Source organism: Myxococcus sp. CA039A (assembly GCF_013336645.1).
Taxonomy (GTDB): domain Bacteria; phylum Myxococcota; class Myxococcia; order Myxococcales; family Myxococcaceae; genus Myxococcus; species Myxococcus llanfairpwllgwyngyllgogerychwyrndrobwllllantysiliogogogochensis.
Genome location: NZ_JABUMQ010000337.1, coordinates 1 through 11,875, shown reverse-complemented (window position 1 = coordinate 11,875; position 11,875 = coordinate 1). Strand labels below are relative to the sequence as shown.

11 protein-coding genes are annotated in these 11,875 nt (G+C 69.6%); 2 read left to right on the top strand and 9 right to left on the bottom strand.

Annotated features, from left to right (window positions below; translation table 11 throughout):
- The 6 genes from HR086_RS48925 to HR086_RS38580 all read right to left on the bottom strand — a co-directional run.
- Positions 1-692, bottom strand: a 692-nt coding sequence (locus HR086_RS48925) for an Hpt domain-containing protein (RefSeq protein WP_373564408.1), incomplete at its 3' end; no start/stop codon positions are given.
- Complete coding sequence (locus HR086_RS38600) at positions 689-2,506, bottom strand: methyl-accepting chemotaxis protein (protein ID WP_174468122.1); 1,818 nt, start codon at positions 2,504-2,506, stop codon at positions 689-691. The genes HR086_RS48925 and HR086_RS38600, both read right to left, overlap by 4 nt.
- Entirely contained in the window at positions 2,503-4,293 is a 1,791-nt protein-coding gene (locus tag HR086_RS38595) for a methyl-accepting chemotaxis protein (protein ID WP_141643882.1), read from the bottom strand. Before HR086_RS38595 ends, HR086_RS38600 begins: the two co-directional genes overlap by 4 nt.
- Entirely contained in the window at positions 4,290-4,664 is a 375-nt protein-coding gene (locus HR086_RS38590) for a protein CrdC (RefSeq protein WP_174453437.1), read from the bottom strand. The genes HR086_RS38595 and HR086_RS38590 overlap by 4 nt, the downstream gene beginning before the upstream one ends.
- 3 nt (positions 4,665-4,667) lie before the next feature.
- Positions 4,668-5,102: a chemotaxis protein CheW gene (locus HR086_RS38585; protein ID WP_174461291.1), complete on the bottom strand. Its 435-nt coding sequence runs from the start codon at positions 5,100-5,102 to the stop codon at positions 4,668-4,670.
- Between the two features lie 27 nt (positions 5,103-5,129).
- On the bottom strand, positions 5,130-5,882 hold the full coding sequence (locus tag HR086_RS38580) for an OmpA family protein (RefSeq protein WP_141643905.1): 753 nt from the start codon (positions 5,880-5,882) through the stop codon (positions 5,130-5,132).
- 219 nt (positions 5,883-6,101) lie between these two features.
- Here HR086_RS38580 and HR086_RS38575 point away from each other — a divergent pair, with 219 nt between their 5' ends.
- Positions 6,102-7,604 carry a sigma-54 dependent transcriptional regulator gene (locus HR086_RS38575; RefSeq protein ID WP_174461292.1) on the top strand — a complete coding sequence of 501 codons (1,503 nt, stop codon included), beginning with the start codon at positions 6,102-6,104 and terminating at the stop codon, positions 7,602-7,604.
- A 66-nt stretch (positions 7,605-7,670) separates the two neighbouring features.
- Here the strand turns inward: HR086_RS38575 and HR086_RS38570 are convergent, their stop codons facing one another.
- Positions 7,671-8,771 carry a helix-turn-helix transcriptional regulator gene (locus tag HR086_RS38570; protein WP_141643878.1) on the bottom strand — a complete coding sequence of 367 codons (1,101 nt, stop codon included), beginning with the start codon at positions 8,769-8,771 and terminating at the stop codon, positions 7,671-7,673.
- 760 nt (positions 8,772-9,531) lie between these two features.
- Between HR086_RS38570 and HR086_RS38565 the strand changes: the two genes are divergently transcribed.
- Positions 9,532-9,846: a DUF6289 family protein gene (locus HR086_RS38565; RefSeq protein ID WP_174468121.1), complete on the top strand. Its 315-nt coding sequence runs from the start codon at positions 9,532-9,534 to the stop codon at positions 9,844-9,846.
- 62 nt (positions 9,847-9,908) lie between these two features.
- Here HR086_RS38565 and HR086_RS38560 read toward each other — a convergent pair whose 3' ends face one another.
- Positions 9,909-10,046, bottom strand: a complete 138-nt coding sequence (locus HR086_RS38560; RefSeq protein WP_174468120.1) for a hypothetical protein — start codon at positions 10,044-10,046, stop codon at positions 9,909-9,911.
- A 78-nt stretch (positions 10,047-10,124) separates the two neighbouring features.
- Positions 10,125-11,546 (bottom strand): hypothetical protein, encoded by a 1,422-nt coding sequence (locus HR086_RS38555; RefSeq protein ID WP_174453433.1) that lies wholly within the window; start codon positions 11,544-11,546, stop codon positions 10,125-10,127.
- Between the last annotated feature and the right edge of the window lie 329 nt (positions 11,547-11,875).

The following is an 11,875-nucleotide window of genomic DNA, read 5'->3' as shown; positions in this document are numbered from 1 at the left end:
GAAGCGAAGGCACCGCCGCCGGCCCTTCCCACCCCAGTGCCCATCGACTCGCTTCGAGGAGTCCCATCGAAGGGCGCTCCTCCGACACGCCCCATCCCAGTGCTCGGAGACGATGTGTCGCGAGGTGCCCCAGGAGTCGCGACGCCCTTGCCCTCCGCGCCCCCCAGAAATGAACCCGCGGAGTTCGACTCGGAAGCCACGGCGGCGGCTCGAGCCAACGCGGCCAGCGACTCGCCCGCGTCGACTCGACGGGACACCGGGGACTCCTGCCTGGCGGCCTCCGTCGGGCTGCCCACGCCCGGCAGCCCATCCGCCTCCGCGCGAGTACACGTCTGGAGCCAGACCACGAGCCGCCCTACCTCGGGCGACGCCTCGGCCGAGGGCTGGGCACCCGATAGCACCAGCACCACGTCCGCGGCGCTGAGCAACGCGTCCGTGGAGTCGGCCGACAACGCATACCGCCGAGGCTCCGTGCAGCGGACCAGCTCCTCCATCTCGTGCACCAGCACGTTGATGTCGTCGAAGCCCATCATCCGGGCCTCGCCCTTGAGCCCGTGCAGCTCGCGCAGCGCGCCCCGTCCCGCCTCCACGCTCGCCCCCGCCTCCAGCTCCATGAGCGCCCGGTTGATGCGCTCCAGGCGCACCGTCACCAGGTCCCGGAACTGCCTGAGGAGGCGCTCGCTCGGGTTCACCCGCCCTCCTCCCGCAGCGTCTCCTGCCCAATCTGGAACCGCTCCACCACTTCCCGCAAGTCACGCGCCAGCACGAGCAGGTCCGTGTTCGCGCTGCTCACCTGCTTGGTGGCATTGAGGCTCTGCTGGGTGATGCGCAGGATGTCCGCCATCGTCTCCGCGAGCTGGTCGGTGCCCGTCTGCTGCTGCTGCGTGGCCAGGGAGATGCTGCGCACCGCGTCCGACGTCTTCCCCGCGAGCTTCGTGATTTGCCGCAGCGACTCCGACACCTGCTGCGCCAGCGTCGTCCCCGTCTCCACCGCGCGCACGCCGCCTTCCGTGGCGGACACCGCCGCGGCCGAGGCCTCGCGGACCTCCTCGATGAGCCCCTCGATTTCCTTGGTCGACTCCAGCACGTTCTCCGCCAGCCGCCGCATCTCCGCGGCCACCAGCGAGAAGCCCCGGCCCACCTCCGCCGACTTGGTGCCCTCCAGCTCCGCGTTCAGCGCCAGCAGGTCCGACTTGTCGGCCACGCCGTTGATGAACTCGACAATCTTGCCAATCTGCTGGACGCGCTTGTTGAGCCGCACCACCGCGGAGGCGATGGCGCCGTTGTCCTGGCGCATCCGCTCCATCGACCCCAGGAACGACTCCGCGCTGCGCTGCCCCTGCTGCGCCGCCCCCAGCGTGCGCTGGGCAATCTGCGCCACCGAGCCCGCGTTCTCGGCGATTTGCCGCGCCGAGCGCGCCAGCTCCTCCGTCGTCGCGCTCGTCTGGTCCAGGGAGCTGGCCTGCTCCGCGGCCCCCATCTCGTAGCGCCCGGAGGTGGTGAGAATCTCCTCGGTGGTGGCGGAAATCTGCGCCCCGGCCCGCTGCAACTGCGACATCACGTCCGCCAGGTGCGCGCGCATGGTCGTGAAGGCGGCGGACACGTCCCAGATTTCATCCTCCGCCGGCACCACGCGCGGGCTCGCCAGGTCACCCTCGGCGATGCGCCGCGCCTCGCTCGACAGCTCTCGCAAAGGCCGCCCCAGCAGCGTGCCTCCCAGGTACGCCGTGGTGAGCGCCAGTCCGAAGACGAGCAGCACCAGCGGCCCTCCCGAGGCCAGTGCCTCCAGACGCAGCGCCGAGGCCAGCGCCGCCGTGGGCTCGCCATACGCCACCAACTGGGCCAGGGCCCGCTCCCCCAGCGCCGAGGAGAGCTGCACCGACAACACCGCCGGAGTCACCACGGAGATGAAGGCGAAGGCCACCAGTCGCGCGCGAATCTCCGCCCGCCGGGGCATGGCCGCGATGAGCTGCGAGTGCGTCATGCCCAGCTCCGCCAGCCACAGCACCACCTTGCGCGAGCGCAGGATGACCAGGCAGTGGACGAGCAGCGCCGTCAGCGGGCCGAACAATAGCCCCAGCCCCGCGATACGTCGGGACATGTCCATGTCCGCGCCCGCCAGCCCCCACAGCGAGGCCCCCAGGCCCACGGTGGTGAGCAGCCACAGCCCCAGCGAGCCCAGGAAGGCCTCGTCCGGCGCGCGCGTCACCTCCAGCACCGCCGCCTTCAGGGACTCCGGCGTCACGGGGACATCCCCGCGCTCCAGCCCGCGCAGGGTGCGCAGCCGGCCCAGCGCCGCCGCCGCGCCCACCGCCATCGCCAGCCCACACAGCAATCCGCCCAGTTGGAGCAGCCACGACAGCCGGCCCTCCTCCGCCAGCGCATCGGAGAGCGTGAGCCGGGCGTAGTGCAGCCCGAGCGCCGCGCCCATGAGGTTGGCCAGCGGCACCGGAATCATCAGGTGTCGGCTGAACGAGGCCCGCCGGGAGCCACCGCGCGCGCTCATGCGTCCTCCCCGGCCACGACGTGGAAGCGCTCCACCACGCGCTTGAGGTCCCTCGACAGGGTGGACAGGTCCGCGTTGGCCACCGCCATCTGCTTGGTGGCCGCCGAGTTCTGCTCGGTGACGCGCAGGATGTCCCCCATGGCGGCGGCGAGCTGGTCGGTGCCCGTCTGCTGCTGCTGCGTGGCCAGGGAGATGCTGCGCACCGCATGGGACGTCTGCCGCGCCAGCTCCAGGATGAGGCTCAGGCTCTCGTCCACCTCGGCCGCCAGCACCGTGCCCGCATCCATCGCCTTCAGCCCCGCCTCGGTGGCCATCACCGCCGCATGGGTCGCGTCGCGAATCTCCGCGATGAGCTGCTCAATCGCCTTGGTGGACCGGATGACGTTCTCCGCCAGCCGCCGCATCTCCGCGGCCACCAGCGAGAAGCCCCTCCCCACCTCGCCCGCCTTGGTGCCCTCCAGCTCCGCGTTGAGCGCCAGCAGGTCCGACTTGTCGGCGATCTCGTTGATGAACTCCACCACCTTGCCAATCTGCTGCACGCGCTTGTTGAGCCGCACCACGGCGTCGGCGATGGCCTGGTTGTCCTGCTTCATGCGCTGCATGGCGCCCAGGAAGGCGGCGGCGCCCCGCTGGCCCGTCTGCGCGGCGGCGAACGTGGACTCGGCGATGGTGGACACCGACTCCGCGTTGCCGGCGATCTGCTGCGCCGAGCGCGCCAGCTCCTCCGTCGTCGCGCTCGTCACGTTGAGCGAGCTGGCCTGCTCGTCCGCGCCCGACTCCTGCTCTCCGGACGTGGCGACGAGCTGCTCCGTCGTGGTGGAAATCTGGAGGCCCGCGCGCCGAAGCTGGGTGAGCGCCTGCCCGAGCTGCGCCTGCATCTGCGCGAAGGCGGCGGACGTGGCCCACACCTCGTCCTCGGCGGCGATGACCCGAGGGGGGCGCAGGTCGCCCTGGGCGATACGGGTGGCGTCCTCGGTGATGGCGCGCAGGGGCGCCGCGATGACCGTGCCGCCCAGGTGCGCCGTCAGCAGCACGAGGATGGCGACGAGCCCCGCTACCGCCAGCCCCCGCCCGTCATCCGCCCGCCGCAGCGCCGCGTCCTGCTCCAGCGGCGAGCGGGCCAGCACCACGTCATCCATGGCGCGCAGGGTGCGGGTGACGGTGGCGTCGAGGATGAACAGCGACGGCGTGAGCACCGCGATGGCGGTGAAGAGCACCATGCGGCGGCGGATGTGCAACCGCCGGGGCGGCGCCGTGGCCACCACCTCCAGCGGGGACAGGCCACGGGCCGCGATGAGCTCCACCGCCTCCCGGCAGCGACGCACCACCAGCAGGTAGATGAGCAGCGCCGTCAGCGAGCCCAGCGACGCACCGACGAGCAGGATGCGCGGCCCCAGCGACAGCGGCGCATCCGCCCAGGGAATGAAGACGAAGGCCACGACGACGGCGCCCACGAGCCAGCTCTGGAGGGCGAAGGAGAAGCACCGCTCGGGAAAACCCCGGGCCTCCAACAGCGCCGACTTCAGATGCTCCGGCGTGGCCTGCAGTTGCCCGGCCCCCACGGCATACAGCACCCGCAGCGAGCGCCTCGCGTGCTGCTGGATGAGCCACAGCGACAGCGCGGTGACGACGACGACGAGCACCAGGAAGCGCATCCAGGAAGCGACGGGAAGCGCATCCGTGAGCAGGCCGTGCAGCAGCGCCAGGGAGATGCCCAGGGTGCTGGCCGGCGCCACCGGACGCGCCAGCCACCGGGCCAGGCCCCGTAAGTCCGTGGGCGCCGTCATGCCGCCCCCCGGGCCACGCCCCGCAGGAAGCGCTCGAAGTCCGCCAGCCCCAACAACGGCCACAACACCCCACGCGCCAGCACGAAGCCCCGCAGACTGCCGCCCGAGGCATGCACCGTCACACAGGGCGCGGGCAGCACCGGATGCGACTCCGCGTCGATTTCGAGCGTGTCCACCCCTACCGCGCCGCCCGAAATCGCCACCAACACCCGGGTTGCACCCGCCGGCGCGTGGAAGGCCAGCCCGGCGGAGGCCGCATCCGCCTCCTCGCCCGGCGAGGTGATGGACAGCACCTCATGCGCGGCGAAGGCGAGCCGATGCGGGCCCGCATGGCAGAACAGCATGCCCCGGACGGGACTGGCTGGAGCCATGGGTCAAGCCCCCTGGCTGAGATGGTCGAAGAGCCCTTCGGGGTCGATGACGGCCACATCCCGGGGACCACTCTTGGCGGGGCCCTTCAGGTGGACCTGGACGCCAGTGGAGCCCAGCGGCTCCAGCGCGCCCGTCACCGGGGAGACCCCCGCAACCGTGCTCGCCGTGAGGCCCAGGGTGCCGCGCGGCAGCCGCACCAGCACGGCCCGCCGCGAGGATTGGCTCACCCCCGCCACCAGCAGGCCCATGTCCACCACCGGGATGACCTCTCCTCGGTGGGCGAACACGCCCAGCAGATGGGCAGGGGAGCCCGGTACCCGCGTGAGCTCGGGGAAGGTAACGACCTCCGCCGCGCTCTCCGCGGGCACCGCGTACCAGCTGCTACCGCAGGCAAAAACGAGATAGGACTGCCGCGCTTCCGGCTCGTGGACGGCCATGTGGCGCACAGCCTACCCCAGCCTCAACTAGCGCTGGAACTCGACGCGGCGGTTCTCGGACCAGGCGTCCTCGGACGAGGTGTTGTTCGCCGGCCGGGTCTCACCGTAACCCACCGTCGTCACCGCGTTGGACTTCACGCCCAGGTCCGTCAGGTAGCGCTTGACGGCCTGCGCACGGCGGTTGGACAGCTGGAGGTTGAACTCCTCGGTGCCGCGCTCGTCGGCGTGGCCCGCGAGGGTCAGCTTGCCCTGCTGGCCCGTCTTCAGGCACGTGGCCAGGTCGGACAGGCGCTGCTGGGCCTCGGAGGTCAGCGAGGACTCGTTGAAGCCGAAGCGCACCGGGCTCCAGTCGCACTTGTCCGCGGAGGCCGTCACGCAACGGCCGGCGCTGCACTCCTGACCCTCACCGCAGTCGGAGTTGGACGCGCAGGTGTCCGTGGGGGCCTGGCAACGGCCCGCCTGGCACTTGCCGCCGGAGGGGCAGCTGGAGTCGTCCTTGCACTGGGCCTCGGCGCACTTGCCGGCCTCGCAGATGCGGCCATCACCGCACTGGTTGTCCACCGTGCACTCGGGGGGCTTGGGCGCGCACTTGTTGCCCTGGCACGTGAAGCCCTCCTTGCAGTTCGCGTCGGTGGCGCACTCCTGGCACTGGCCCTGGACACAGACCTCGCCCTTCTCGGAGCAGGTCGAGTCATCGTTGCAGTTGGGGTAGCTGGGGGGGCAGCCGGTCAGCACGGCCATGGCGAGGCCGAGGCCCGCCCAAAGAGAAATCCGACGCATCATTCCTCCCGAAAATCTTGAAGACGAAATAAGCACCCGCAGGGGGCGGGTATTCGGGTCGCGTGTAGTCGCAGTCGCCAGGGTGAGTCAAAGCATTTGTCCCTTTCGAGACACGCCTCGGCGCGCCGAAACCCTTGAATGTCCAAATAATTTCCATGAGATTGTGACCCTTGCCCGTGAGTGGCCGCGTGACGTGGCCCCAGGCCGGGAGCGCCCCACATGCCCGCATCCGTCCTCATCGTCGATGACGAGAAGAACATTCTGCTGACACTGAGCCAGTCGTTGCAGCTGGCGGGGTATCAGACACATCTGGCTGCCAGCGGTCAGGTGGCGCTCGACGTGGTGAGCGCGCGTCCGGTGGACGCGGTGTTGATGGACGTGAAGATGCCGGACATGGATGGGTTGACGGCGCTGGCCCGGCTCACGGAGCTCAAGCCGGAGCTGCCCGTCATCATGATGTCGGGACACGGCACCATCGACACGGCGGTGAAGGCGACGCAGCTGGGGGCGCGCGACTTCCTGGAGAAGCCCATCGCCCGGGAGCGGTTGCTCGTCGCGCTGCGCAACGTGCTCAAGCACCAGGCGGCGATGGAGGAACTGCGGGAGCTGCGCGAGCAGTTGGGCCGCTACGACATGGTGGGCAGCGGCCCGGCCATGCAGCGCATCTTCTCGCTCATCCAACGCACGGCGCCCTCGGAGGGGCGGGTGTTGATTACCGGTGAGAACGGCACGGGCAAGGAGCTCATCGCCCGCGCGCTGCACCAGCACTCCCGGCGCAAGGCCAACCCCTTCGTGAAGCTCAACTGCGCGGCGGTGCCGCACGAGTTGATTGAAAGCGAACTATTCGGCCACGAGAAGGGCGCCTTCACCGGCGCGGTGAGCGTGCGGCGCGGAAAGTTCGAGCTGGCGCACGAAGGCACGCTGTTCCTCGATGAGATTGGGGACATGCCGCCGGCCATGCAGGCCAAGCTCCTGCGCGTGTTGCAGGAAGGCGAGCTGGAGCGGGTGGGCGGCGCGGAGACGCTCAAGGTGGACGTGCGGGTCATCGCGGCCACGAACAAGAATCTGGAGAAGGAGATCTCCGCCGGGCGCTTCCGCGAGGATTTGTATTACCGCATCAACGTCGTACAGATTCACTCGCCGCCCCTGCGCGAGCGGCGCGAGGACCTGCCGGACCTCATCGGGACCTTCCTGCGCGAGGCCTGCGCGAAGAACGGGCGCCGCCCGCTGACGCTGTCGCCGGATGCGCTGTCGGTGATGAGCGCCTATGACTACCCGGGCAACGTGCGCGAGCTGCGCAACCTGGTCGAACGCCTGGCCATCCTCTGCGAGGGCCCCATCGTCACGCGGACGGACGCGCTGGAGCTGTTGCCTCGGGGGCGCGGTGGCGTGCCTCCTCCAGTGGTGGAGACGTCAATGGCGATGACTCCGCCGCCTCCCACCCTGGACTCTGCCGTGGTGGCGGCGGCCAGCACTCCGGCTCCGGCCCTGGTGGCGCCCCCTCCCCCGCTGTCGGCCCCGGTGCAGGCGGGCTTCCATCCGCGCGCGGACAAGACCTTCCGCGAGCAGGTGGAGGACGCCGAGCGGGAGATCATCCTGTACGTGCTCGCGCATACGCACGACAACGTGACGGAGGCGGCCCGGCTGCTGGACCTCGAGCGGGGCCACTTCTATAAAAAAATGAAGGCCCTGGGCCTGCGGCGCGGCCAATCCGAGACATAGCGGCTGCTCCGTGGCGGAGGCGGGCTCGAAATCCTCACACGGAAGCCACACGGGACACGGCGCGTTTCATGCTCCTCGCGCCGTGACACCCGCCGGAGCCTGGCCCGCAGAGGTGCCCACGAGCCGGGCGATGAACTCACGACGGCTGCGCACCCCCGCCTTGGTGAAGATGGACTTCAGGTGGTCCTGCACCGTCGCGGGGGTGATGAACAGACTCTGAGCGATGGTGCTGGTGTTGTTCCCTCGGGCAACGAGGATGGCGACGTCCTGCTCACGGGCGGTGAGCCCCAGGCTCATCAACGCCATGGGCAGCACCTCCGCCGGCGTGGCGGGCGTCACCACGATGGCGACCTGACCATCGGGGCGTCCCTCCAGCAACGAGGCATGCAGCGTGAGCCACTGCCCCGTGCTCGTGCGCACCCGGGAGCGCGACGGCACGTCCCTGCGCCCCGCGGCGCCCAGCCCTCGCGCATGTTCGGCGACGGTGATGAGTCCGGACGGCACGCCCGTGGACGAGGGTGACGTCTCGGCGAGCTCCGCCAGCACGGCCTCGGCCCGAGGGTCCGCGGACATCAATTGCCCTCGCGGCCCCAGCACCGCGATGCCCGGGAGCGGCTGCCCTTCGCCCTGGGGCACGGTGCCCCGGTAGGACCGCCACAACATCTGACCGATGTGCGAGGAGAACCGGTCCATCATCCCGACCTCTGCCTCGGTGTAGGCACCCCGGTCCTTCGCGCGCAGGAACGTCGCCGCGCCCCAGCACCCCGACGGAAGGTCGAAGTTGACGCGCATCTCGTCGCCAAAGCCAAACGGGGCGATCAGCTCCCGGTAGCGCGCGCTGTCGTCGAGCTTCCCCTTCGCCGCGTGACTCAGCGAGTCCACCCGCTTCCCCAACGCCCGCAGGCCGGCGAACGTCAGCGGCTCCGGCGCCCACAGCTCCAGATAGGCCGCGCGCTCGAAGCCTCGCGGGTCCAGGTTCTCCATCACCGTGGACGTCACCATCCCCGACGCGGGGTCCGTCCCATGCCAACAACTCGCATCGATGCCCAGCGGCTCCTTCAGCAACAGGTTGAGCTGGGTGAACAGCTTGCCCAACGGCAGCTCCGCCGCCGCCAGGTCCCGCAGCACACCCAGCAACTCACGCTCCATCCGCGAACGGGTCACCATGCCTGGAGCCAATCAAACCCATCGGCCACTTATTCCAGAAAATCCCACTTTTCTGGGATGGACCTGCCCGGCTCGCCCCGCCCACCCTGTCCGCGTTCGGCACTGTCCTGACGCGTGGGGAGGGGCCCCTTGGAGACACGAACCCGTGGTCGCCTGACTGTCCGCGTCATCGCCCTCGGGGTGCTGCTTGCCGAGGCCCGGACCGCGCGTGCGGGCGAAGGACCGCTGACAGTCCTTCATCATCAAAAACAGCAGTACTGCTTGATGCCCTCCACGCAACACCCCGGCGGGGTGGGCCCGGCGCCCTGCCATGCCTCCGCGCTCGACTGGGAGCTCGCGCCCGTGTCCGGCGCTCCCGCGCGCTGGGAGGTCATCCGGGAGGGCGGGTTGTGCCTGAGTGCGCAAGGCGGACGTCTGACCGCTGTGAGCTGCAATGGCGGGCTGGAGCAGCAGTGGGTCCTCACACCCTTCGAGGCCGAGGGGGCCGCGCCTCCGCCGGGCTTTCGAGGGGTCCAATTGAAGAACGCGGCGACAGGCGCGTGCGTGGAGGGTGCTCCGGAGCCTGTCGCTGACGGCGCGCGCATCACCCTCCGGGCGGACTGCCAGCCCAGTCCCTTTCAGCAGTGGAACATCCATCGCTCCGCCTTTGAGCGCCTGCTGGCGAGCGACCTACAGGGGCCACACCGGGAAACACACTGGAACCGTCATCAACGCCCTGAACGCGAACCTCGGGACTCAACCCCCGGGAGGAAGAAGCACGATGACGTTCGACAGGAAGCGCCGCGCCCTGCCCCTGGTTTTCGTGTCCGGACTCCTGCTGAGCGCGTGCACCAGCGCCCCCATCGAGGAGGGAGCCGGAGCCCTTGAAGTCAGACAGGAGCGGCCGACGGCGGGGAGTGCCCGCAGGGAGGAGCGCTATCAATACTTCGCGGACCAGGGCCACACCGTCCTGGTCGGCTGGCGCAGCCAGAACTGCCAGGGCCAACACGCCTCCTGGGGTGTCCGCTCACGACATGAGACGTACACCACCTCCGCCTGCCGCGATGGCTCACCGGAGAAGCGGCTGAGAGAGTAGCGGCGTCCGCGAGAACTCAAGCACCACAAGGCCAATGATGCCTTCGGACTCGTCTGGGGACGTCACGCCGGACGTCGCACCCTCTGGTACGCCGGTGGGGACTGGGGCTTCAGCAGCGACATGATGCGCTTCCCCGACGACGGGCTCACCGTCGTGTGCCTGTCCAACCGGGGCAACGGCCACGCCGACAACTTCGCCATGAAGGTCGCCGACGTGCTGCTGCCCGCCCCCGCTGAGGCCCGTGACGGACGTTCGTCACGGGGCCTCGAAGGAAAGGCTCAGAGCGGCTCGGCCGTCGCGCAGCTCGGAGAGGCGCTCTCCGCCACCCCGCGCGTCAGTGACTTCCTGCTCGCGTCGGTGAAGGGGGAGACGCCCAGCACCAGACACGTCCGGTAGAGCAGCGTCTTGCCCACGGGGAAGGCGTTGATGGACGTGCTGAAGTCGGGGTTGAAGTACACGGTGGAGAGCGCCGAGCCGTAGAACGGGCTGGAGCCCCACGCGAACTTCTTTCCCGTCACGCCCGTGTTCGCGTTGAGCCCGCTGTACTGCGCGGACTGGAAGGGCCACTCGCCCGCGGAGAAGTCCCCGCTCAACAGCGCCCGTCCCGTGGCCGCCTTCGTCGTTCCATTGTTGGTGCTGTAGCCGCCATAGACGAGTCCCGGGTCCTGCCCCAGCTTCAGCTCGACAAGGCCCAGTTCGTACAACACGCCCGTGCTCGAGTGCCGCGCGAGCAGGCTGTGATACTTGCGCGTGGTGCCGATGGGCTCGTTCCACGTCCAGCCCGCCTGCGTCGTCAGCGGGTTCGCCACGGGCGCCTGCGTGGTGAAGTGGTTGCGCGTGTCACCCCACTGCACGTTGCTGAGCGCGGCCTGGGTGTCCGAGTCCGCGAACTCCACGACACCGTAGGGGCCGCGCATGTCGAACGAGAGCTGCCCCGCCACCGCCTCGCCCAAGTCCATCCGGGTGTCGATGCGCGGGAAGTCCATGCCCTTCTGGAAGACCCACCGGAGGGTGAGCGGCACCATGAACTTCTGATGGGCCGCCGACGCCGCGGGAGTGCTCGCCGTCACATCCGCCATGGCGACCCGGGTGCCCCACTTCGGATAGGCCGTGGTGAAGGTGTGGCTCGCGAACGTGGAGCCCGGGAGGATGGCCGAGTGCGTGCCCTGCACCGCGAAGCCATACCCCAGCGGGGAGTCATCCTCTCCATGCAGGCCCGCGATGGTGCCGGACGAGCCGTTGTCGAACTGCCGGTACAGCTCGTGCCCGACGAAGTAGCCGAAGCCACTCTCACCGCCGGCCGTGCCATCCACCGTCACGGTGCGCCAGTCTCCGCCGGCCCGCACCTGATAGGTCAACTGGACGGCATAGCCGCCATTGCCCGCGGACGTCTGCCGCTTCAGCGACACCGTGCGCGGACGGCCCTGCGAGTCCGTCCATGTGTAGCGGTCCACCGCGATTCCGCCCACCGTGGTGGACTCGCGAGAGACGCCGTCACCTTGCTCGAAGCCGGGGTCCGTGGGGCCGCCGTCAGGGCCCGCGTCGCTGACGCCCGCATCCGAGCCACCCGCATCCGCCGTGCCGGCGTCACTCACGCCCGCATCATCCGGACCCGGGTTGTCGTCATCCGAGTCACAGGCCGCCAGGCAGAGGGCTGTCGTCAGCAACGTCAATTCGAGCCATCGTCCGTTGGTTCGCATGTGTCGCAGCTATCACGACCCACGGTGTCTGGCTCCACGACGGTGGCCCGATTCGTCAATCACGAACCGTTCCCACTCGAAGCACGCGCACAAACTCGTGAGGACTTCGCCCTCGGACCGTACTCAGGGCGGGGAGTTATCGGGACGCTGTCGTCTAAACCGGAGTTCGTGATTCTCGATCAGGCCGGAGGGCGGGCGGGCCTGAAGTGAGCGGGAAGAGGGAGCAGGGGCACCTCTCGTTCGGCTCTGTGTGCGCAGAAGACCTGAGAGCGAGAAGGCCCTGCCCGAGGGCAAAGGTAGGCAGTGGCTGAAGAGGAAGCAGCGCCAGG